The organism is Corynebacterium breve (genome assembly GCF_030252165.1).
Classification (GTDB): Bacteria; Actinomycetota; Actinomycetes; order Mycobacteriales; family Mycobacteriaceae; genus Corynebacterium; species Corynebacterium breve.
On sequence record NZ_CP126969.1, the window covers coordinates 1,236,974 to 1,259,051 of the forward strand.

The following is a 22,078-nucleotide window of genomic DNA, read 5'->3' on the forward strand; positions in this document are numbered from 1 at the left end:
GTCCGATCGCCACTAGAGTGGGTGGGCATGACCACCCCTCATCGCGCCACTGCTTTTCTTTCCGCCTTTAACGAAATCGAAGCCTTTCTTCGCGACGAGCTCAACGCCAAGAAATCGGACGGCTTTTCTTGGATGCTGCGCCACGCAGAGCGCAAGCACCTCGTCACCGGCGATCAAGCCGCTGATCTCAAGGAATTCGCAGACCTCCGCAATGCGATTAGCCACGGTGCCTACCGCGACTTTGCTCCGATTGCAGAACCCCTTCAAGAAACCGTGGACGAGATCGAGCACATTCGCGATCTACTTCTCCATCCCCCTTTGGCAATGGAAGTTCTCCAGGCACAGGAAGTTATTACTGTTCACCCCGACGATGACGTGCGCGAAGCTCTCTCATGGGTACGCCGCACGACGATCTCCCAGTTCCCGGTATACGACGGTGGTCAATGCACAGGAATACTGACGACGAACACCATCGCCCGCTGGGTCTCCGCCGATCTAGATGATAATGACCACTTAGATGCCCGCACCGTCCGCGAAGTGCTGGAATACGCCGAGAACTCCGACCGTGCGGTGTTCCTTCCTCGCGATATAACCGCAGCTGCCGCCCTAGATGCGATGATGACGCCTTTCCCAGAGGGCGGGTTGCCGCGTGCGGCTGTGATCACCGAGCATGGCAAGGTAACTCAGAAACCGCTCCGCGTAATTGGCGGCAGCGACATCAAGGCGCTTCTCGACGCTTCCTAATCCTTGACGGATGTTGTCGTGTCATATACTCTTGTCATTACTTTAAACATTAAGGAGTTAGTGACATTATGCAGTTCGGAATCTTCACCATTGGTGACGTCACCAAGGATCCAACAACAGGAATCACCCCTACTGAGCACGAGCGTATTAACGCAATTACCCAGATCGCGCTCAAAGCGGAAGAGGTCGGTTTAGACGTATTTGCTACCGGCCAGCATCACAACCCGCCATTTATCCCCTCGGCACCGACAACTCACCTAGCTTATATCGCCGCGCAGACGAAAAACATTCACCTGTCTACAGCCACGACATTAATCACCACCACCGATCCTGTGCGTATCGCGGAGGATTACGCCTTCCTGCAACATCTTTCCGGTGGTCGCATGGATCTCATGATGGGCCGAGGCAACACTGGCCCTGTGTACCCGTGGTTTGGCAAGGATATTCGTGAAGGCATCCCTCTCGCCGTAGAAAACTACCATCTGCTTCGACGTCTCTGGCGAGAGGACGTAGTCAACTGGTCAGGCAAGTTCCGCACTCCACTGAACGGTTTTACCTCTACCCCACGTCCACTGGAAGACGTTCCTCCGTTTGTTTGGCACGGTTCCATCCGCTCCCCACAGATTGCAGAACAGGCAGCGTTCTATGGCGACGGCTTCTTCCACAACAACATCTTCTGGAATAAGGAGCACACCGCGAAGATGGTCGGCATTTACCGCCGTCGTTTTGAAAAGTACGGCCACGGCCAAGCGGATCAAGCCATCGTCGGTCTTGGCGGCCAAGTCTACATCGCCGACAGCGAGGAACAGGCGAAAAAGGAATTTCGCCCGTACTTTGACAACGCCCCAGTTTACGGTCACGGTCCGTCCCTGGAAGAATTTACCTCTCTTACCCCGCTCACCGTGGGTACTGTCGAGCAGGTCATCGAGCGCACGATGGAGTTTGCTGACTGGGTCGGCGACTACCAACGGCAGCTGTTCCTCATGGATCATGCCGGCCTGCCTCTCGAGGTCGTCTTGCAGCAGGTCGAGATCCTCGGCACCCAGGTCGTTCCCGAGGTGCGTCGCCGTATGGAGGAGCGCCGCCCAGAGCACGTTCCGTCCAACCCTCCGACGTTTGCCACCCTCAGGGACAATCGAGACATGCCACACTTCAAGGTCAATCCGGGCGCAGAGGAGAACTAGATGAGAACCCTTACCGTCATCACGGCCGGACTCTCCACACCGTCGTCGACACGCCAGGTTGCAGACGAAATCTCTGCGGCCGTCAATGCTGCCGTGACTGCGCGCGGCGAGGCGCTCGAGGTCACCACTATCGAACTGCGGGAGCTAGTCAACGACCTAGCCCAAGTGTTTACTACGGGCATGTCTACACCGCGCCTCGACGAAGTTAAGACCCTGGTTTCAAGCTCCGACGGTCTCGTCGCTGTAACGCCAGTGTTCAAAGCAAGTTACTCAGGCTTGTTCAAGATGTTCTTCGACGCGCTCGATGCCGACGCGCTCAACGGCATGCCGACGATCATTGCGGCAACCGCGGGTACTCCACGCCACTCGTTGGTCACGGAATTCGCGCTGCGCCCATTGATGACCTATATGCGAGCCGTCGTAGTCCCCACCTCTTTTTTTGCCGCCACAGATGACTTCGGAGGCGAAGAAGGACAATCGTTGGAGCGCCGCATCGCACGCGCAGCCGGCGAGCTGGCAAACCTGATGGTTGCATCCAATGATTCTGTTGGTGGCCTCGGCGGGGTCACAGCAGAAGGCCAAGGCATGACACGCAGAAGAAAAACCGGCGTTGACCCGGAGGAGAATCTAGTTCCCTTCTCCGAGTTGCTCGCCGGCCATGATGGAAATAGTTAACTAAGCCAGCTTTCCGCGAAGCGTGGCTACTACCTCATCCAGCGCAATCGGATCTTGGGAGTGGTCTTCCATGTTCTTCACGGAGACCTCTCCCGCTTCTAGTTCACGATCGCCAAGCACCAAGGTGAATCGTGCACCGGCCCGATCTGCGCCCTTCATGGCTCCCTTGAGACCACGGTCGCCGTAGGACATGTCGGCGGACACCCCTGCGGCCCGGAGCTCGTCGACAAGCAGGCTCATGCGTCGGCGAGAATCTGCGCCCAACGCAACGCCGAAAACATCAACTCGACGGTCAACCCCGTCGAGGGTCACGCCCTCCGCCTCGAGCGCGAGCACCGTGCGGTCGATACCCAGACCATAGCCGATACCGGACAGATCCTGGCCGCCGATTTGAGCCATGAGGCCGTCGTAGCGCCCGCCACCGCCAATGCCCGACTGAGCACCAAGGCCGTCGTGGACGAACTCGAAACAGGTCTTGGTGTAGTAGTCCAAGCCGCGCACCATCCGTGGGTTGATCACATATGCAATACCCATGTCATCGAGGGTGCCAGTGACCGTCTCAAAGTGCTCGCGGTTGGTGGAATCAAGATGGTCCAACATGAGTGGCGCATCGGCGGTCATTTCCTGGACCTCGGGGCGTTTGTCGTCGAGTACACGCAGTGGGTTGATCTCCGCGCGGTGACGTGTCTCTTCATCCAAAGGAAGATTGAACAAGAATTCCTGCAATTTCTCACGGTATGCCGGACGACAGTTGCTATCACCAAGACTGGTGAGCTCTAGACGGAAATCCTTTAGACCGACTGAACGGTAGCAGCGGTCCGCGAGCGCGATGACCTCTGCGTCGAGGAACGGGTCGTCTACACCAATGGCTTCCACGCCCACCTGCTGCAGCTGCCGGTAGCGACCAGCCTGCGGACGCTCGTAGCGGAAGAACGGACCGTAGTAGTTCAGCTTGACCGGCAGATAGCCACGATCCAAGTTGTGCTGGATCACCGCACGCATGACACCAGCGGTGCCCTCCGGACGCAAGGTCACGGATCGATCACCTCGGTCGGCGAAGGTGTACATTTCCTTACTGACAACATCGGTGGACTCGCCCACGCCACGTGCGAACAAGGTGGTGTCTTCGAAGACCGGCAGCTCAATATGCTGATAGCCAGCCAGATGAGCCTGGCGTACAAACTCATCGCGCACCGCGATAAACGTCGACGAGGCCGGTGGAACATAGTCAGGTACGCCCTTCGGGGCCGACAGCGCCTTGAACTTCTCTTGCTTCTCAGACTTGTTTTCGCTCACAGAGCCAAATCTTAGCGGTTGTCATGCGCCATGCGGAGATACGGGTTGCTTGTTCGCTCCATGCGCATGCTCGTCGTTGGGCCATGTCCAGGCAAGACCGCTAGGTTGTCATCAAGGCTCCACACGGGACCTGCGAGACTTCGATCCATTGCTTTGGGATCAGAGTGCTGCAGATCTGTCCGGCCAATAGTTCCGCGGAAAAGGACATCCCCGGAGAAAACGAAGCGCTCGTCGATAAGCAAAACGGAGCCCGGAGAATGCCCCGGAGCATGCTTAACTTCAAGCGAGATACCGGCGATAGTGATGGTGGTGTTGTCCTCGAAATATCGCAATTTGCGGATCGGAGTCATGTTTGCAGCATCGAAGAGCAGTTTCGTGTGATCGGACACGCCTTCGCCGCCGGACAGCATGAATTCGTCATCGGGGTGGATATATACGGGAACATTGAACTGCGTCGCAAGCGAGCCCGCATCGCGCGTGTGATCCAAATGACCATGAGTCAAAAGCACAGCTTGGAGCGTCGCGTTTTCCTGTTGGAGGTACTCAACAGTGCGATCATGGGTATGCATCCCGGGATCAACCACAAAGGCTTCCCCACCGTTGATCGCAACGTAGGTGTTCGTTTTGTACGGGCCTGCAGCAAAACCAGCGATGTCCATAGTCGATCATCCTAGCGCTCACGTGTGCTTAACGACGACCAGCGGCCCCGAAAAACCTCTCGGTGCCGCTGGAAAAACTCTTGTCGAAAGTGTGTCTACTTCACAGCTTCGAGAGCTGCGTCGTAGTCAGGCTCGGTGGTGATTTCGTCGACAAGCTGGGTGTAAACGATCTTATGGTTCTCGTCGGTCACCACGACAGAACGAGACAGCAGACCCTGGAGCGGAGAATCCTGCAAGGTCACACCGTAGTCCTCGCCAAAGGTGGAACGGAATGCGGACGCGGAGGTGACGTTTTCGATACCCTCAGCTGCGCAGAAACGGCCCTGGGCGAAAGGAAGATCCTTGGAGATGCACAGAACTGCGGTGTTGTCCGCACCGGCAGCGAGCTCGTTGAACTTGCGCACGGAAGCCGCACACACGCCGGTGTCGATGGAAGGGAAAATGTTCAGGACGAGTCGCTTACCCTCAAAACCCTTGTTGGTTACGTTTTGTAGATCGGTTCCGACGAGCTCGAATGCTGGGAGCTGGTCGCCAACTGCTGGAAGTTCGCCCGCGGTAGTTGCTGGAGTGGAATCAAAAGTTACGTTAGCCATGCGCCCCACAGTAATGATGTCGGTGCCATCGTGCCATGATCCCTGATGTTAAGAACCTGAAAGCGCAGGGTAGAGTATGAGCGGAAAAGTTTCTGACATGATGTCCGCCGTACCGATTACAAGTGAGGTTCTTCCCGGTGAGTAGCAACGAACAACGAGGCAAGGAAGCTCTCAAAGCACTTGAGCATGAGCTCAACGCACGAGATCGCAAAGAGAAGACTCAACCGCTGACGGTTGTTCTTCTGGCAGCACTAGCAATCGTGGCGATCGTCGGCGGCATCTACTGGGCTGCGACTTACACAAACGATGACGAAGAGATCGTGGCAGACGGAGAAACTTCCACCTCTGAGACTTCCGAGGCACCAACCTACGAGCCTCTGGCTACCGAGCGTGCAACTGCACTCGAACCTCAGGTGTCGTGCTCATACGAAGAGTTGGGCGAACCTGCACGCGAGATCGGCTTGCCAGAGACCGAGGGCATTTCGACCGAGGGCACCGTCACCATCAATTTGGAAACCTCCGCCGGACCAATTGGAATGGAACTCGACCGCTCTGTTGCGCCTTGCACCGTGAACGCGTTCGAGCACTTTGCAAAGAACGAGTATTACGACGACACCGTCTGCCACCGCCTGACCACGAGCGAAGGCCTCAAGGTTCTTCAGTGTGGCGATCCGACCGGCACCGGCTCTGGCGGCCCTGGCTTCCAATTTGCCAATGAGTACCCTACCGATGAGCTTGAGGACACCAACACGCCACTCATCTACGAGCGCGGCACCATCGCAATGGCCAACGCAGGAGCCGACACCAACGGCTCCCAGTTCTTTTTGAACTACGGCGAGAGCACCCTGCCACCGCTGTACACCTACTTTGGCAAGATTGACGACGAAGGCCTAAACACCCTCGACGCTATCGCCGAGAAGGGCGTCGATCCAGCCACCGAAGCCATGGGACCCGGCGACGGCGCACCGGCAGAAGAGGTTCGCATTGAAAAGGCCACAATCGCTGAGTAATCTCTACTGACTCTCCCCCGGCACTACCCCCGTAGCTGCCGGGGTTTCCTTTTCTGCTGTGTCGTTCAGGCTTGTAATTATGGACACCTAATTATTTGGTCAACTCTTTTTGCTTGAGCGCCGTTGACGTAATTCCTGCAGAATCCGCACGATACTGCCCCTGTCAATCATTCTCGGACTATCTCCAGCCGACCCCCAGCCGCTTACTTATTACCGTAAAATTACCTGAGCAATACATTTTTGCTGGTAAGTGCGGAGATTCGACAAGGGTAGGGACTGTCTGAAACGGTTGCGGACTCTAAAGTTCGTGTCTATTGTTACTAAACAGTAATTGATCCTCTTCTTAAGATTGGAATTTCATGAAGATCCGTAAGTCCCTAGTAGCAGCTGCTACCGCCCTGACCGTTGTAACCGCTGGCGTTTCCGCACCAGCTTTCGCTGAAGAGACCAATACCCTGGCTCCGGCAGCTTCCGCTTCCCTTTCCTCCGCAGACACCCCAGAAGACGGTGCTCAAGAAGACGATGCTGAGGCAACCGACGCTTCCTCTGACCCTGACGACATCAAGAACTGGATCGGTGTTTTCACCGCTGTCATCTCCGCACTCGGCGCGCTCTTCGCATTCGTCACCAAGTACATCATCAAGTAAGAACTACTTACTCGAGACTAAGTAGAGCCACTCCCCGCGATAGGGAGTGGCTCTACTTATTCGTGGGCTTCACTGAATAGGTATTTCTGAGCACCTTTCACGTCTTCAAAAGTCTCTGGCAGGATCTGGACGCCCCGCCGAATCGTCGAGAAGTTCCCTGTAGGTTCGAGAACGATGGCGGCAAAGTCGCTGGTGCTCCCCACACCCGCCGACCGAGCGACAGCTTGCAGATCGTGATCGCTAACGTGCGCATAGTCCATAAGTTCCTGAATCGGCTCACCGTGTGCAAGGACAAGGATCGGCGCGCGATCAAAGAGTCGGTACACATGGGTGTTGCGACGAACGGTACCGAATACCGCCTCCAGCACCATGAGAGTCGATAGACCGACGATACCTGCAGCAAGCGACGGAGGATGCCCGATAATGACGCGTCCCGCTACTGCGCCGAACATAATCACCACGACCGTGTCAGTGGCGTTCATTGGTGTCAGAATCCGAGACCCAAACGCTTTGACCAACAGCATAAAGGCGAGATAGATACCCAACGCCGAAACCATGACAACTGGAATGCGCGCAAGCTCTATCCCCCACTGCTCAGTTGCCATCTCCCACCAGGTTTGTTCAACGCTCATGCTTATCGACGATACCCTGCAACCAGAAAGCCCCAGCGTCCACTACGGGACACTGGGGCATCTCTTTAGCTTGTGGCGTTACCTAGCGAAGGCTAGAAAGACCTACCAGAGAGCTGGATGGAACAACGCTGAACTTCGGAGCAAAAAGCTTAGCGAAGATGGTGGTACCCAGGAATGCCTGAAGCATCACCATGATTTTGGTGATGATGTAGGAAAATGGGCTGGTGGAACCCTTGTTGTCGTCACCTGGGGTGTCGGTGTCGCCCGCGCCGACGGTTACTGGCATCGAGATGTCAGTGCCAGCATCAGTTGTGATGGTCAGGGTTTGCTCACCAGAAAGTCCCGCAGGAACCGCCAGCTCGATGGTCGCCTTTCCATTTTCGCCGTAGCCCTTAGCTGCGTTCGAGTTGTCGATCTCAGCAGTGACCTCGGTGTCGCCCAGCTTCACAGTGACGGTCTCTGCCATTGGCTCGCCCTCGGAGGAGTAGTTCAGAGAAGACAGCTCGATGGTTGCGGTCTCACCCGCAACGAGGCCTCCCTCTGGGAGAACTACGCCGACCTCGCCCTGGCCCTGACGGACGTGTGCCTCGCCGGACTTCAAGTAGTCGCTGAATGCTGTGACGTCGAGGTAACCAACGTTGACAATGTCGCGTACATCGGCAGGATCGATGTGTCGATCTCCGCCTTCGAAGAGGAAGGTCGCTGTAGCGACGGTGTAATCCTTAGCAGGGTCAAGTGCCTCGCCGTTGATGGTGACGTGAGTGATACGTTCACCGTCTGGCTTGGTTGGATCGTAAACGTAGCTTACGTTGTCAGAAACGCCGAGGGAAAGACGAGGACGTCCGGAGTTTGGATCCTGCCACTGGCTTTCAAGAGTCTTAATAATTGCAGCGCCGGACATGGTTGCGTAAACCAGCTCGTTGCCAAATGGCTGCATGGTCTTCGCATCTTCCACGGTGACGTCGCCAGCTGGGAGATCGGAGCGGACGCCACCAGCGTTCATGAGACCCAGGTCGATGTCTACATCCAGGAAGTCAGACATTGCTTGGCGGTTGGACTCAGCGAGCATGTTGTTCGCAGTCGATTCAACGCCGCGGTTAGAACCTGGGGTTTCACCTGGGTTGGAGCCACGGTAGAAGGACTCGGTAGTAGTTGCGAGTACCTCAGAACCGAGTTCCTCGGCTTGTGCAACTGCCGCTGCAACGATTGTCGCAACTTCAGCATTAGGTTCGAGACCAAGAGCGACAAAATCAGTCGCGTCGTACTGCTCTACGGTCAACTCAACGATCTCGCCGGTCGCCTTGTTGTAGGTGATGTCAAGGTCGGAGACCATCTTGCCGTAGTCCCACGACTGCGCGTAAGGAACATCTGCAGTGGTGTCAAGCTGCTGCAGGTGGGTGTCGCCACCGAACAGGAAGTCAACGTATTCAGCATTCAGTTTCAGGTTATCTACTTCAGCTGGGTCGTGCTGCAGAACGATTACGATGTCTGCTTCCCCGCTTTCCTTCAGACGCTGTGCTTCCTTGTTTGCTTCTTCAGAAGCATCCTTGAACACTAGGCCCTCGATGCCAGCAGGGGAAACCTTCTGTGGAGTCAGGTTCGAAGTGGTGCCGACGATGCCGACCTTCACCCCACCCTGGTCGAAAACCTGAGAAGCCGGGAGAAGGCGGCTACCATCAGCCTTGTACACGTTCGCTGCGAGAATTGGAGCTGACTGCGGAACGATACGGTTTACCAAGTCGTTCTGACCTTGGTCAAACTCGTGGTTACCGGCAGCGTGAACGTCGATGCCCATGGCGTTCAGCGCATCCAGGGTGTACTCATCGTTGGAGATTGCGGAGACGAACGCGGAACCGCCAACGTTATCGCCAGTGGTGGTAGCGATGGAGACGTCAGAGCCCTGATTGACATACTCGATGAGAGCAGCAATGTTTGCTGCACCCATTTCCTGGCCAGCTTCCAGTTCGGCTAGGTCGATGCCGCTTTCTAGGTGACCGTGGAAGTCAGTGAAGTTGGAAATAGAAATGGTGACCAGGTCAGGATTTTCTTCCTGTGCCTGCGCGACGACAACGCCCTGTGCAACCAACGCAGTGGTGGTTGCTGCGGCGATCAGGTGTCCCATGCGACGGAATTTAGACACGTAAATCTCCTCGGATTTTAGTAGAGAAACTTCAGTTCCTTTACAGTATTAACCCAAAAGAGACATAAGGGCACATGTATGAACATGTATTTCCCCAGTTCTTTACCCAACCACCCCAAAGAATTCATCTTCAGGACACCGAGGATTGACCCTCATTTCACACAGGAACCAATAAACTAGGCTGTCACGCGGTAAATGTCGAAGACTCCTTCAATGTTGCGGATCTGGTTCATAAGAGACCCCAGCTGCTTTGTGTCAGACACCATGAGGGTAAACCGAACTGTGGCAATGCGGTCATCACCAATTTGCGACGACAACTCGACCACCGAAAGTTTCTGCTCACTCAGCGCCTTGGTGAGCTCGGCCAGCAGTCCGTGACGGTCCAAAGCTTCCAACTGCATCGTCGCGTTGAATCCATTTCCATCGGAGCCATCGGTCGCCCATTGAACCTCGATAATCCGCTCAGGTTCCTCCAACAACTTCGGGGCATTTGTGCAGTCGGTGCGGTGGACGGAAACTCCTCCACCTCGTGTCACAAAACCGAGAATTTCGTCGCCAGGCACCGGCTGGCAACACTTAGCCATCTTCGCCATGACATCCGGTGTGCCGTCTACGAGTACTCCACCCTCGGTAGTCGGCTTGTTTTCTGGAGTCACCAGCTTCGACATCGGTGTCCGCGCAGTCAAAGCATCGACGGCATCGTCTTCGTCGCCGAACAAGGCCATCAGCTGATGGCTCACGTGCTGCGCAGAGACGTGTCCTGCACCGATGGCGGTATACAAAGCGTCTACATCTGGATAGTGCAGTTGAGTGGCAACGGTCCGCATTGACTCTGCAGTAAACAGACGGTGCATCGGCAAGCCACCACGTTGGACCTCGGTGGCCAGCGCATCGCGCCCCAGCTCAAGATGCTCTTCCCTACGCTCCTTGGCAAACCACTGACGGATCTTCGCCTTGGCGCGAGGAGAAACGACGAAGTCTTGCCAGTCTTGGGATGGGCCGGCGTTGATGTCTTTGGAGGTAAACACTTCGACGCGGTCGCCAGATTGGAGCTTCGATTCCAAGGCAACAAGCTTGCCATTGACTTTGGCGCCAATACACCTGTGCCCCACCTCAGTGTGCACCGCGTAGGCAAAGTCCACGGGGGTAGATCCCGCAGGCAAGTTGATCACGTCGCCTTTCGGAGTGAACACGAAGATCTGTTGCGCAGTCAGGTCATAACGCAAGGAGTCGAGGAACTCATTGGGATCAGCTGCTTCCTTTTGCCAGTCCAGCAATTGTCGCATCCACGACATCTGATCAACTTCAGCTTGATCGCCTTTGTGTGAACCTTTCGTTTCCTTGTAACGCCAGTGCGCAGCCACTCCGAACTCAGCGTTGTAATGCATCTCGTGGGTACGCACTTGGATCTCAAGCGGGCGGCCACCATCGGTCATCACAGTGGTGTGCAGCGACTGGTACACGCCAAAGCGTGGGTTCGAGATGTAATCCTTGAAGCGCCCTGGCAGCGCCGAATAGATCGAGTGCACAACACCGATCGCTGCGTAGCAATCGCTGATGTTATCCACAAGAATCCGAATTCCGACAAGGTCAAAGATCTCGTCAAACTCACGGCCGCGAACAATCATCTTCTGATAAATCGACCAATAGTGTTTCGGCCGACCCATCACCTCGGCGTTGATGTTGTTGGCCTTTAATTCCGAGCTGACCTTGTTAGAGATCTCTTGCAACGCCTGGTCGCGCGACGGAGCACGATCTGCGACAAGTCGGACGATCTCCTCGTACTTTTTCGGATAGAGAATCGCGAACGATAGGTCCTCTAGCTCCCACTTGACGCTCGCCATGCCCAGACGGTGAGCTAGTGGAGCAATGACCTCTAGCGTCTGTCGCGCTTTCTTTGCCTGTTTTTCTGGGGGAAGAAAGCGCATCGTGCGCATGTTGTGTAACCGGTCGGCAACCTTGATCACCAAGACGCGGGGGTCGTGCGCCATCGCGACGATCATCTTCCTGATTGTCTCCGCTTCCGCGGCCGCACCGAGAGCAACCTTGTCTAACTTGGTCACACCATCAACAAGGCGCGCAACCTCTGGGCCATAATCTACGGTGAGATCATCGAGTGAGTAGTCGGTGTCTTCCACCGTGTCATGCAACAACGCAGCCACGAGTGTCGTCGTATCCATGCCGATTTCGGCACAGATTGTCGCTACCGCTAGTGGGTGCGTGATATAAGGATCGCCGGACTTTCGGTAGACGCCTTCATGCAGCTCTTCCGCGGTGTCGTAGGCACGAGTCAGAATTTCGGCATCAGCTTTGGGGTGAAACTGGCGATGAATTGAAAGCAGTGGGTCTAGTACGGGATTCGTACGCGATCGACCGCCAGTCAGCGATCGGGCGAGGCGAGCAGACACACTGCGCATTCCTGAGATACGTTGCGTTTTCTCCTGCGTCATAGTGGTCTCCCCTTTTTGCGTCTTAATTCGGGAATGAAATGAGAAGCTTTATTCTACAAGGATGCTGCTGCGCTATCGCCGTTAAGGACGACTAACGGGGCATCTCCAAGGCGTGCGCGACCACCAAGACCATCCACTTCAAGAACTACGACGTAACCTGTGACAGAACCACCGGCCCGTTCGATCAGGTCCGTCGCGGCAACGAGAGTGCCACCTGTGGCCAGCACGTCGTCGACAAGCACTACCTTTTTGCCATGAAGGTCGGAGCCATCTGCTGGAATCTCCAAAGCAGCGGTTCCGTACTCAAGTTCATATTCCTGGGTAATTACAGGTGGAGGCAGTTTGCCCTTTTTGCGAATTGCCAAGACACCAAGACCCAAGTTGTACGCGACTGCAGATCCGAGCAAAAATCCTCGAGCGTCGAGTCCGCCGATGATGTCCGCGCCCATCTCCTGGCATGCCACGGAGAGCTCATCGACAACGATCTGCAAAGCATCACCGTCAGCCAGTACTGGGGTGAGATCCTCAAACAAAACGCCTTTTTCAGGGAAGTCTTGTACAAAACGCATCTTATCGGCGAGTGCATCACGCGCCGAGGCATACTTATTCGTTTTCACTAGCTGGTTCCTCATTCGCTACTTGCCAACGGTCCATGTTCCAGCCAATGCCGGCTGCACCCGTGTACACAACTACGTTACTCACATTTCTATCAATAACGAACGCACGGGGCTGGGCAGCAAGGGGAATCGCGGGAAGCTCCTCCCAGAGTTTCTCTTCGGCCTCGCGCAACTTCTCCATCTCATTCGCGCGGGCATCTACGGTGTTGTACTCGACCATGGGGTCTACCGCACCGAGGAAGGCATCAATGGATCCATCCTCAACGGTTTCTTCGCCCCACTCGCCGATCCCGGTTTTGCCTAGGTCGTCGAGAGTCTTGCCTTCCTCGGTCGCATCGATGACGGTAATGCCGGATGGCTCGCACGAGACACGCATAGCTTCGACCATCGCAGCTTTGCGCTCATCCTCGCGGGAATAGCCCACCTTGATCTCCATACCTCGGGCCTTCTCGGCTCCTTCATGGTCAACGGCCATATGCGGCCCGACGATATCTTGGAAGTGGCGTGCCAAAGGATCATTGTGTTTCACCACATGCACTCCCACCGGACGAACATCGACGCCAGAAACTCGCGAGGATTCGCCTGCCACCGTGTTTGGGTCAATACACTTAGCCAGGGCCTGACGGGCGTCCTGGTCAGCCCACTCACCGGCATTCTCAAATCGCAAGGTGTCGGTCAGCTCGCCCACGCTGGTCTCAATGTCATAGGGACTGCCTTCAGCGTTGAGGTCCAGCCACTGCGGTTCAGCCGCCGAACCATCGGCGATGCGCAAAGCCTTCTTATCGACGAGTTCCTTGGAGTCTGCAGTACTCGGCCACACGACGAGAGTCTCAATGGAAGGTTGGTCGCCATAGTAATGCTCATTACTGACAAGCTTGACCTCCCCCTCGTCACCGACGCTTTCGATTCGGAACGGGCCGAAGGACACCTGCATTTCGGGGTCGAACTCATCGAGCGTAAAGCCATTTCTCCAAGCTTCCGCGATGGGTCTGATCTGATCAGGGTCGTCAGATTGTAGCGCCTCAAAGAACGCGGTCGAATCCATGCCAACCTTCTTCGCCACGGCGTGAGCAGGAAGCACTGTGCCGGGCCCGAAGAGTTCGCGCCAACGGCTTCCCTCGCCCTCTTTGAAGACCACGGTGAACTGTTTCGCGCCCGGCAGACAGGTCACCTTTTCCACTTGTTCCATCAGAGGCAGGTGCGAGCCAAACAGCTCAGGATTAGATCCAGCCTCATACGCCAAGAGGTAATCCGAGCAGGTGACGTGCTTGCCGTCGGAGAAAACTGCATCCGCCGACAAAGTGTAAATTACTTGTCGGTTTGCACCAGGAAGCATTTGAGTGGTGACCAAATCCGAATTCGGGATCGTCTGACCACTTGGTCCCGGCACAAAAGGGGCGGGATAGAGGCGACCGGATAGCACCTGGGCGTTCGTCGCCACACCATCGTTGGCTGCTGCATTTGTGGTCAGCAGCGGGTTGTTAATTTGATAGCCAAAGTAGTCAGTGGACTTTGGCTCGGGAGCAGGCTCGGGTTCCGGAGTTGAGCAAGCAACAAGGCTTGCCACCATCGCGGCAGAAGCAATAAGACTGCCTAGTGCTTTCGAGTTCTTCCGTCGACTTGCCAAGAATGGCCTCCTAACCTCTGTCTGGGCGCCACGTCGATGTGCGGTGAGGTAAATCATCGTCACCATCGACGGAGTGGTGCACCGGAGTGTGCACTGTGCGCTTTGCTGCAGGTGTCGCGTCCGCCAAGGATTCGTCGTCAAGCTCCCCGCTGGAAGCCTGCGCGCGAAACTCGGCGACCTGCTTGTTATGTTCCTGATACTTCTTCTGTCGATTGACCAACGTTACTAAGAGTGGTGTGGCGAGAAGGAGCGAGGAGAAGATGCCTTCGACCACACCAATCAGCTGGATCAACGCGAGGTCCTTCAGCGTGCCAACGCCAAGCAGCCATACGGCCACGACCAGAAGTGCGACAATCGGCAGCGCCGAGATAACCGAAGTCGAAATCGAACGCATAACCGTCTGGTTCACTGCGAGGTTCGCTTGTTCTGAATAGGTTGAAGTCCGCGAACCCAAAATGCCTTCGGTGTTTTCATTTACCTTGTCAAAGACGATGACGGTGTCATAGATCGAGAACGTCAATACGGTGAGCAAACCAATGATCATTGCTGGGGACACTTCAAGCCCAAACACCGAGTACAGACCGAGAATCACGATGCCGTCAACCAGCAATGCGGCCATAGCCGCCACAGCCATTTCTCGCTTCAAACGGACAGCAACATACACCGCTGCTGCAAGGAGAAAGACTCCTAAAGCCAGCAACATGCGTTGGGTGATGGTGGAACCCCAGGATTCAGACACGGTGGAATCGCCGATCGCGTCTGGAGTCGGATTGCCTTCCGCATCGAGCGGCTGGTGTTCCTCGAAGATTGCTTCGCGAGCCGCGTTGATTTGATCTTGCGACAGGTGTTCGGAATTGATCTCTAGCGTGCGGGAATCTCCGGCACCCACAATCTGGGTGATTTCAGGGGTGACGCCGGTGGCCTCGGTAAAAGTCTCCTCCACCTGCTCGGCGACGAGGTCACCTGCCTGCATGGACATCTTGGTGCCGCCTTCGAAATCGATCGAAAGGTCGAACCCGCGAAACGCCATGGATGCGATGCTCACGACGACGAAGAACAGCGTGATGAGGTACCACAGTTTCGATCGACCAATGAAGTCGAAGCCGCCTTCACCGGTATATAGCTTGTCGAAGAAGTTGAGATTGTACTTATTCGGCTTCTGTACTGGAGTGGTGGTTGTAGATGTTGTCATTGCTACTTCTCCTCGCCTTCAACGGCAACTGCCTCAGTTTGAGCAGCTTCACGAGATTCCTTGCGATCCGCATCTGCTAGTGCGAACATCTTGCCCATACCGTTAACAGCTGGCTTAGCGAAGAACGGCTTGCGCGAGGCCAAAATCATCAGAGGTGCGGTGACTAGGAAGGTCACAACAAGGTCGAAGATGGTGGTCAGCCCCATGGTGAATGCGAAGCCCTTGACTTCGCCCACCGCGAGGAAATAGATCACCGCAGCGCCGATCAAGGTGACCATGTTGCCTGTCACGATAGTTTGCTTTGCGCGATCCCAACCGCGGGCGGTGGCCGAGCGGAAAGTTTTTCCTTCGCGGACTTCATCCTTAATGCGCTCATACAAGACGACGAACGAGTCGGCCGTGGTGCCGATACCGATAATCAAACCGGCCACACCCGAAAGATCAAGGGAATATCCGATCCAGCGACCCAGCAAGATCAGCGATCCGTAGACAAGCAGGCCTGCGCCGAACAGTGTCAGCAAAGACACGAACCCGAATACTCGGTAGTAGGCGAAGACAAATACCGCGACCAAAGCGAGCCCGACAAGGCCAGCGATCAAGCCAGCCTTCAGCGAGGCCTCACCCAAAGATGGTGGGACGGTTTGAGCGGTACCACCAGGTTCGCCGTTTTCACCGGCAAACGACAGTGGCAGAGCGCCATAGCGCAAGTTATTCGCTAGGTTCTGTGCTTCCTCCTGAGTGAAGTCACCCGTAATGGACGTCGCAGAGCCCACTGGAGTAGCACCTTGGATTACTGGTGCGGAGATCACCTGGGAGTCAAGAGTGATCGCAATCTGCTGGCCGATCAAGTTGCTCGTGAGTTCGGCCCACGTCTGGGAGCCGTTGAACTCACCCTTCTGGCTAAATGCAAAGCTGATTTCCATCTGGCTAGTTTGAGTGTTAAGGCCACCAGTGATCGGCTGACCAGTATCGATCTGGCTACCTGTCAAACGCGGGCCGTTCTCATCAGTCACGCCGCTGAGCAGCGGAACAGGCTCGAGCATCAACGGAGTGCCAGCACCTGGATCACAGGACACCAAGGGCAGTTGTGGCTCGTCTGTCCCAGCTAGCGGGTCGGTGGAATCTGGGTCACAGCGCATCAGCGACATGGCTGCGAGCTGCTGCGTTGGATCTTCGGATTGGCGATCTTCACGCAGCATCTCATTGAGTGCTTGTCGACGATCCCCTGCCTCAATGGAGTTTGCAGGCTCGTCTAGGGGCTCGGCTGTAATCTCTGGTACTTCGATCGCGCCCTCGTCGCCAAGCATCTCTTGCAGGCTGGATGCGATCTGATCCAGAGATTCCGTCGCCTGATCTTTGGTGATGATTCCGTATTCAACCCAATCGTTCGCCGTCTCTCCCAAGAGTTCGGCGAAGTTTTCACCTGGCACGCCAGGTTGAGCGACAGGGCGGAACATCAGTTGTGAGGTCTGGCCGATCGAGCGTACTTCGGAGGTGTCGTCGCCAGCGACGGTGATTACTAGGGTGTTGCCGTCGACCACCACGTCGGCGCCTGAGACACCCATACCGTTGACACGATTCTCCAGAATGATGCGCGCCTGGTCGAGTTGCTCTTGGGTAGGTTCCTCGCCCTGTGGCACAAGTGTTACACGCGTACCGCCTTGGAGATCGATACCTAGTTTGGGTGATGCTTGACGGTCACCGGTGAAAAACACCAGCGCCCACACGATTGCCACGAGCAGAAGGAAGAAGGCAAGGGCTCGCTTTGGCCATGCTCTTCGCGACGCGCGCTCGCTCGTGCGCCGATTTGAAACGGACACTTAAGGTTACTCCTCCAGATGAAACGCTCACCGGTCTTACGCGTCGGAAGGTCTTGTGGCCTAGAAAACACGGTTTGTGTGAGTGTTGGGATTTAGTTCTGGTTCTGGCTCTTTCAGTTCAGGGAAAAGATTCCACGGAATCTGAGAGAGCGCACAAACCAACATCGTACGTCATAGCGTGCAGAAAACCTGCGCACGCCCCTTAGTTATTCTCAGGGTGCGACTGTCCATCAGTTGCGTCTGGTCTCGCTTCGCGATTCTCCCAGTAGCTTTCGGTTGTAGCCTGCGGTTCAGTCGTTTGTGGTTCAGCTCTGCGCATGATTCCTGCGGAGTCAATCGTGATGACTACGCCCGGGGACACTTCAAGATCAACTTCGGTATCACGCGATGCAACGATCTTTCCGTGTAGACCACCCACAGTGACAATGCGATCACCGGGTACCAAAGAGTTGCGCAGCGCCATCATTTCGGACTGACGTTTTTTCTGACTACGCATCATGAAAATGGACGGCAGAAGGAAAATAGCGAGGATGAGGACAAGAGTAAGAAGTTCCATAACGTCCCATTGTGACACGCCCACCACCACGTGGCAGAACCGCATGGTGGTTGATTGGCAAACTCCTACCGGAAATTCAGCTGGCCCGGAGCCTCAGGAGGCGGGGTGAGCCCAAGGTGATGCCATGCAGCGGCGGTAGCAACGCGACCCCGACCAGTGCGCGACATTAGTCCGGCACGAACCAAGTAAGGTTCGCAGACTTCTTCTACCGTTCCGGGTTCCTCCCCCACGGCGATGGCTAACGTGTTCACACCGACGGGACCACCACCATGTCCCTTAATCAATGACCCTAATACTGCGCGGTCCAGGCGATCCAGTCCAAGTTCATCGACATCAAAGACCCGAAGGGCCGCCTGTGCTGCTGGGATGTCGACATGCCCATCTCCGTTAACTTCCGCCCAATCGCGCACACGGCGCAGGAGCCGATTGGCAATTCGTGGAGTGCCACGCGAGCGGGAGGCGATCTCCACGGCCGCATCGTTGTCGATGCTGACTCCCAAGATGGATGCTGCACGAGTTACCACTCGCGTCAAATCTTCTACCTCGTAGAACTCCATTTGAGCGGTAAAACCAAACCTGTCGCGCAGCGGCCCTGTCAACATGCCTGCCCTTGTCGTCGCGCCGACAAGGGTAAACGGAGGAATCTCTAACGGAATTGAGGTGGCACCGGGGCCTTTTCCGACGATGACATCGATGCGAAAGTCCTCCATTGCCATGTACAACATTTCTTCCGCCGGACGTGCGATGCGGTGAATTTCGTCGATGAAAAGGACATCGCCTTCCATAATGTTCGACAGCATTGCAGCAAGATCACCGGCGCGCTCGAGGGCTGGTCCGGATGTCATACGCAATGACGTTCCCAGCTCTTGCGAGATGATCATTGCCAGCGTTGTTTTGCCAAGGCCAGGCGGGCCCGATAGCAAAATATGGTCAGGGGTGACCCCACGTCGCTTTGCTCCGGTTAGGACCAAGTCGAGCTGTTCGCGAACCTTTGGCTGCCCAATGAACTCCTCAAGGGCTTTAGGGCGCAAAGTCTTTTCGATGTCACGATCATCCACCTGCTCTCGGGCATCAACTGCAGCGTCGTCGTCACGTCCTTGCCCGCCCCGGTTGAGTAGTCCCTCCGGCAGGCTAAATTCTGTTTTCTCAACGTCAGACAATTCTTACCCCTAGTTCCGGCCGAGTTGGGTCAATGCTGAGCGCAGGAGCGCTGCGGTTTCCAGGTCAGGCTGCTCGGCAACGATGGCCTCTACTGCAGGACGGGCCGCTTTGTCGGTAAAACCCAACCCCACGAGGGCTTCCACTACCTGCTCCACAACGGCACCTGCTCCTGCCGGGACGTCTGCAGCGGGCTGCGTCGATTCAGACTTAGCCGCGACCATATCTTTCAGCTTGTCCTTGAGTTCTACCACCATGCGTTCTGCCATCCGCTTGCCTACCCCGGGAATCGCCTGGAGAGCCTTGGCGTCTTCGTTGGTAATGTGCCCCGCAATCTCGCCTGCCGAAAAGACCGCTAGCGAAGCCAGTGCAAGCTTTGGGCCGAGTCCGCTGACGCTTTGCAGCCGGTGAAACATCATGCGCGCGTCATCGTCGATAAACCCGTACAAGGTCATCGCGTCTTCCTTGACCACCATCGACGTAAGCACACGAGTCTTTTCGCCGCGGACCAGTCGCGCCAATGTTGGCGGAGTAGCCAAGAAGCGGTAACCTACGCCACCACATTCGATGACGCCGTGGTCTAGGCCGATGGAGACAACCTCTCCGTTGAGTGAATCAATCACCTGTGATTACGCTCCTTGAATTTTCATGGCTTGGGCGGTTCGAGCAAGCAATGGTGCACGCCAACAATGACACACAGCAATTGCCAGTGCGTCAGCAGCATCGGCTGGCTTCGGCGCCTCACTGAGTCCCAGAATACGGGTGATCATGATCGTCATTTGTTTCTTGTCTGCGCGGCCGTTGCCAGAAATTGCTTTCTTCACTTCAGAAGGGGTGTACATGTGCACTGGGATGTCGCGTTCGGCTGCGGCAAGAACCATTACGCCTACAGCGTGAGCGGTGTGCATCACTGTGGAGACGTTTCCGCGTTCGAAAATGCGCTCCATCGCAACAACGTCCGGCTTGTATTCGTCCATCCACTCACCCACCGCGCGAGACATTCGGAGCAATCGCTCTGCCAGTTCTGCCTCAGACGGTGTGCGCACCACCCCTACTGCGATAGGAATTACTTGCCTTCCGCGGCCCGCCTGGACCACGGAGAGGCCACAACGGGTCAAACCAGGGTCAATGCCCATTACCCGAAGCCCTTCGAGGTTCATTCCCGCCTCCCATTGTTTCTCACACACTTGTTCTACCACACGCCGACGACGAACACGTGAAACGCCCCGCTCTGCAGGGAAAACCTGCCGGGCGGGGCGTCGTCAAGCAAATGATTAATCTGCGTCCAACGCAGCTAGCACCTCGTCGGACATGTTCATGTTGGTGTAGACGTTTTGAACGTCGTCGGAGTCCTCCAGCGCGTCGATGAGATTCATCATCTTCTTGGCGGTCTCCACGTCAACATCGCTTTCCATGGAAGGGCGGAACTCTTGGCCAGCTTCTTCCACCTCAAAACCTTCTTCGACGAGGGCTTCCTTTACTGCCTGCACATCGGTCGGCTGGCAAATGATTTCGAATTCTTCACCGGTGTCTTGAACTTCTTCAGCACCGGCTTCGAGCACTGCCATGAGAACGTCATCCTCGGAAAGCTCGCCCTTTTTCACCGTGACAACACCGGTACGGGTGAACATGTAGGCAACGGAGCCAGACTCGCCAAGATTGCCACCGTTCTTAGTCATCGCGGTGCGAACCTCGGTAGCGGCGCGGTTGCGGTTGTCGGTTAGACACTCAATGAAAACGGCGACACCATTGGGGCCGTAGCCCTCGTATGTAATGTTCTCGTAGTTCGCGCCACCGGCTTCTTCGCCGGAACCACGTTTGCGTGCTCGCTCAATGTTGTCGTTGGGAACGGAGGCCTTCTTGGCCTTACGAATCATGTCGTCGAGCGTTGGGTTGGCTGCAGGATCGCCGCCGCCGGTGCGCGCTGCCACCTCGACATCCTTGATCATCTTCGCCCAGAGCTTCGAACGCTTAGCGTCGTTAGCGGCCTTCTTGTGCTTAGTGGTTGCCCACTTTGAGTGGCCTGCCATGACCGTCTCCCTTTCTATTTCCCAATAGTTCGTTTGCCGAGTATACGCGGGTAAGGCCCAATTATTACTACCCGCCTAGGTCCGCGTGGCGTTCATTTGCCGTTGAAGTGCCTGGACTCTACTAGTCCTGAGACTCATTTCGTGGCAGTTTCGACGGCACAGGCTGAGCCCCTTCGCGCAACGTGCGGGTCAGCCCCTCTTGAGTCACCATCGCAACAAGTCGTCCTTGCGCGTCGAAGATTCTGCCGTGAGTCAACGCCCTGCCACCATGCGCCGATGGGGACACCTGGTCATACATCAGCCACTCATCCGCACGGAAAGGACGAAGGAACCACATCGCATGATCGAGCGAGGCCATCTGAACCTTATGGCCTGGGTGTGGCACCATCGCGGAATATAGCAACGTCATGTCAGACATATATGCAAGTGTGCACACGTGGAAAGTGTCGTCATCAGGCAACCTTCGCTTAGACCGGAACCAGACGACCTGTTGTGACGGGGTGTATTTGTTGTGCTCGTATAGGTCCGATGGAACTACGCGGATATCCCAGTCTTCCCACTCGGCAAGCAATGCGCGGGAACTCGCAGGAAGAGTGTCCCGCGCCTCTGGGATCTCATCCGGGTGTGGGACAGTACGCATCAAGTCCGAGTGCTCCGGCCCTTCATCGCCTGCACGGTGGAAGCTTGCTTGCATAGAAAAGATGATCTCGCCGTTCTGAATCGCCTCAACGTGGCGAGTCGCGAACGAATTACCGTCGCGCATGCGATTGACGATGTACACCGTGTCTTGGTCAGCAATACCCGGACGAATGAAGTAGCCGTGCAAAGAGTGCACAAACTTATCATCACCGACAGTACGGGTTGCCGCGACGAGCGCCTGCGCAGCTACCTGTCCACCGAAAGTACGGGAAAGCACAGATTCTTTCGCTTTGCTGCGGTAGATGTCTTGCTCGATTGGCTCAAGATCGAGAATGTTGATGATCGATTGTGGTGTCGGACTCATAGTCGGTCAGATTACCAGGCAATTCACGTCTATGGACCAAACCAC

Annotated in this window: 21 protein-coding genes; 5 read left to right on the top strand and 16 right to left on the bottom strand. The window is 55.9% G+C overall.

Annotated features, from left to right (window positions below; translation table 11 throughout):
• The first annotated feature begins 27 nt into the window (after window positions 1-27).
• From QP027_RS06050 to QP027_RS06060, 3 genes are all read left to right on the top strand, one after another.
• Window positions 28-744 (top strand): CBS domain-containing protein, encoded by a 717-nt coding sequence (locus tag QP027_RS06050; protein WP_284826813.1) that lies wholly within the window; start codon window positions 28-30, stop codon window positions 742-744.
• Window positions 745-812: 68 nt separating this feature from the next.
• Window positions 813-1,928, top strand: a complete 1,116-nt coding sequence (locus QP027_RS06055; RefSeq protein WP_284826815.1) for a CE1758 family FMN-dependent luciferase-like monooxygenase — start codon at window positions 813-815, stop codon at window positions 1,926-1,928.
• Complete coding sequence (locus QP027_RS06060) at window positions 1,929-2,603, top strand: FMN reductase (RefSeq protein WP_284826817.1); 675 nt, start codon at window positions 1,929-1,931, stop codon at window positions 2,601-2,603.
• On the opposite strand, the gene hisS is transcribed toward QP027_RS06060, so the two are convergent.
• The 3 genes from hisS to tpx form a co-directional block, all read right to left on the bottom strand.
• The gene (gene hisS, locus QP027_RS06065; RefSeq protein ID WP_284826818.1) at window positions 2,604-3,899 is read right to left on the bottom strand and encodes a histidine--tRNA ligase; all 1,296 of its coding nucleotides are present in this window, start codon (window positions 3,897-3,899) and stop codon (window positions 2,604-2,606) included. It abuts the gene before it with no gap.
• A gap of 11 nt (window positions 3,900-3,910) precedes the next feature.
• Window positions 3,911-4,558: an MBL fold metallo-hydrolase gene (locus tag QP027_RS06070; protein ID WP_284826819.1), complete on the bottom strand. Its 648-nt coding sequence runs from the start codon at window positions 4,556-4,558 to the stop codon at window positions 3,911-3,913.
• Window positions 4,559-4,653: 95 nt separating this feature from the next.
• Entirely contained in the window at window positions 4,654-5,151 is a 498-nt protein-coding gene (tpx, locus tag QP027_RS06075; RefSeq protein WP_284826821.1) for a thiol peroxidase, read from the bottom strand.
• 137 nt (window positions 5,152-5,288) lie between these two features.
• On the opposite strand from tpx, the gene QP027_RS06080 reads away from it, so the two are divergent.
• The gene (locus tag QP027_RS06080) at window positions 5,289-6,161 is read left to right on the top strand and encodes a peptidylprolyl isomerase (protein ID WP_284826823.1); all 873 of its coding nucleotides are present in this window, start codon (window positions 5,289-5,291) and stop codon (window positions 6,159-6,161) included.
• Window positions 6,162-6,520: 359 nt separating this feature from the next.
• Window positions 6,521-6,808, top strand: a complete 288-nt coding sequence (locus QP027_RS06085; protein WP_284826824.1) for a hypothetical protein — start codon at window positions 6,521-6,523, stop codon at window positions 6,806-6,808.
• A gap of 56 nt (window positions 6,809-6,864) precedes the next feature.
• Here QP027_RS06085 and QP027_RS06090 read toward each other — a convergent pair whose 3' ends face one another.
• The 13 genes from QP027_RS06090 to QP027_RS06150 form a co-directional block, all read right to left on the bottom strand.
• Window positions 6,865-7,440, bottom strand: a complete 576-nt coding sequence (locus tag QP027_RS06090) for a DUF421 domain-containing protein (RefSeq protein ID WP_284826826.1) — start codon at window positions 7,438-7,440, stop codon at window positions 6,865-6,867.
• A gap of 82 nt (window positions 7,441-7,522) precedes the next feature.
• Window positions 7,523-9,580 (bottom strand): bifunctional metallophosphatase/5'-nucleotidase, encoded by a 2,058-nt coding sequence (locus QP027_RS06095; RefSeq protein ID WP_284826828.1) that lies wholly within the window; start codon window positions 9,578-9,580, stop codon window positions 7,523-7,525.
• 176 nt (window positions 9,581-9,756) lie between these two features.
• Window positions 9,757-12,030, bottom strand: coding sequence for a RelA/SpoT family protein (locus tag QP027_RS06100; protein ID WP_284826830.1), 2,274 nt, complete (start codon window positions 12,028-12,030; stop codon window positions 9,757-9,759).
• A 53-nt stretch (window positions 12,031-12,083) separates the two neighbouring features.
• A complete protein-coding gene (locus tag QP027_RS06105; RefSeq protein ID WP_284826831.1) occupies window positions 12,084-12,647 on the bottom strand; it encodes an adenine phosphoribosyltransferase in 564 nt (187 codons plus the stop codon).
• Window positions 12,634-14,217 (bottom strand): ABC transporter substrate-binding protein, encoded by a 1,584-nt coding sequence (locus QP027_RS06110; protein WP_284826953.1) that lies wholly within the window; start codon window positions 14,215-14,217, stop codon window positions 12,634-12,636. The genes QP027_RS06105 and QP027_RS06110 overlap by 14 nt, the downstream gene beginning before the upstream one ends.
• A gap of 67 nt (window positions 14,218-14,284) precedes the next feature.
• Window positions 14,285-15,466 carry a protein translocase subunit SecF gene (gene secF / locus QP027_RS06115; protein ID WP_284826833.1) on the bottom strand — a complete coding sequence of 394 codons (1,182 nt, stop codon included), beginning with the start codon at window positions 15,464-15,466 and terminating at the stop codon, window positions 14,285-14,287.
• 2 nt (window positions 15,467-15,468) lie between these two features.
• Window positions 15,469-17,286 carry a protein translocase subunit SecD gene (gene secD, locus QP027_RS06120; RefSeq protein WP_284826834.1) on the bottom strand — a complete coding sequence of 606 codons (1,818 nt, stop codon included), beginning with the start codon at window positions 17,284-17,286 and terminating at the stop codon, window positions 15,469-15,471.
• A gap of 202 nt (window positions 17,287-17,488) precedes the next feature.
• A complete protein-coding gene (yajC, locus tag QP027_RS06125) occupies window positions 17,489-17,842 on the bottom strand; it encodes a preprotein translocase subunit YajC (protein ID WP_284826836.1) in 354 nt (117 codons plus the stop codon).
• Window positions 17,843-17,907: 65 nt separating this feature from the next.
• Window positions 17,908-19,002: a Holliday junction branch migration DNA helicase RuvB gene (gene ruvB, locus QP027_RS06130; RefSeq protein WP_284826837.1), complete on the bottom strand. Its 1,095-nt coding sequence runs from the start codon at window positions 19,000-19,002 to the stop codon at window positions 17,908-17,910.
• Between the two features lie 9 nt (window positions 19,003-19,011).
• Window positions 19,012-19,623 (bottom strand): Holliday junction branch migration protein RuvA, encoded by a 612-nt coding sequence (ruvA, locus tag QP027_RS06135; RefSeq protein ID WP_284826839.1) that lies wholly within the window; start codon window positions 19,621-19,623, stop codon window positions 19,012-19,014.
• Window positions 19,624-19,629: 6 nt separating this feature from the next.
• Window positions 19,630-20,160 carry a crossover junction endodeoxyribonuclease RuvC gene (gene ruvC, locus QP027_RS06140; protein ID WP_284826841.1) on the bottom strand — a complete coding sequence of 177 codons (531 nt, stop codon included), beginning with the start codon at window positions 20,158-20,160 and terminating at the stop codon, window positions 19,630-19,632.
• A 114-nt stretch (window positions 20,161-20,274) separates the two neighbouring features.
• Complete coding sequence (locus tag QP027_RS06145) at window positions 20,275-21,030, bottom strand: YebC/PmpR family DNA-binding transcriptional regulator (RefSeq protein WP_284826842.1); 756 nt, start codon at window positions 21,028-21,030, stop codon at window positions 20,275-20,277.
• 121 nt (window positions 21,031-21,151) lie between these two features.
• On the bottom strand, window positions 21,152-22,033 hold the full coding sequence (locus QP027_RS06150) for an acyl-CoA thioesterase (RefSeq protein ID WP_284826844.1): 882 nt from the start codon (window positions 22,031-22,033) through the stop codon (window positions 21,152-21,154).
• Window positions 22,034-22,078 lie beyond the last annotated feature (45 nt).

What these genes read in the sequence shown, in the direction of transcription:
- QP027_RS06070 (WP_284826819.1), bottom strand. Translation starts at nt 4,558, where the DNA reads ATGGACATCGCTGGTTTTGCTGCAGGCCCGTACAAAACGAACACCTAC.
- yajC (WP_284826836.1), bottom strand. Translation starts at nt 17,842, where the DNA reads ATGGAACTTCTTACTCTTGTCCTCATCCTCGCTATTTTCCTTCTGCCG.
- ruvC (WP_284826841.1), bottom strand. Translation starts at nt 20,160, where the DNA reads ATGAACCTCGAAGGGCTTCGGGTAATGGGCATTGACCCTGGTTTGACC.
- QP027_RS06060 (WP_284826817.1), top strand. Translation starts at nt 1,929, where the DNA reads ATGAGAACCCTTACCGTCATCACGGCCGGACTCTCCACACCGTCGTCG.
- QP027_RS06085 (WP_284826824.1), top strand. Translation starts at nt 6,521, where the DNA reads ATGAAGATCCGTAAGTCCCTAGTAGCAGCTGCTACCGCCCTGACCGTT.
- QP027_RS06050 (WP_284826813.1), top strand. Translation starts at nt 28, where the DNA reads ATGACCACCCCTCATCGCGCCACTGCTTTTCTTTCCGCCTTTAACGAA.
- QP027_RS06090 (WP_284826826.1), bottom strand. Translation starts at nt 7,440, where the DNA reads ATGAGCGTTGAACAAACCTGGTGGGAGATGGCAACTGAGCAGTGGGGG.
- QP027_RS06055 (WP_284826815.1), top strand. Translation starts at nt 813, where the DNA reads ATGCAGTTCGGAATCTTCACCATTGGTGACGTCACCAAGGATCCAACA.
- QP027_RS06145 (WP_284826842.1), bottom strand. Translation starts at nt 21,030, where the DNA reads ATGGCAGGCCACTCAAAGTGGGCAACCACTAAGCACAAGAAGGCCGCT.
- QP027_RS06110 (WP_284826953.1), bottom strand. Translation starts at nt 14,217, where the DNA reads ATGGTGGCAAGCCTTGTTGCTTGCTCAACTCCGGAACCCGAGCCTGCT.
- QP027_RS06150 (WP_284826844.1), bottom strand. Translation starts at nt 22,033, where the DNA reads ATGAGTCCGACACCACAATCGATCATCAACATTCTCGATCTTGAGCCA.
- QP027_RS06100 (WP_284826830.1), bottom strand. Translation starts at nt 12,030, where the DNA reads ATGACGCAGGAGAAAACGCAACGTATCTCAGGAATGCGCAGTGTGTCT.
- tpx (WP_284826821.1), bottom strand. Translation starts at nt 5,151, where the DNA reads ATGGCTAACGTAACTTTTGATTCCACTCCAGCAACTACCGCGGGCGAA.
- secF (WP_284826833.1), bottom strand. Translation starts at nt 15,466, where the DNA reads ATGACAACATCTACAACCACCACTCCAGTACAGAAGCCGAATAAGTAC.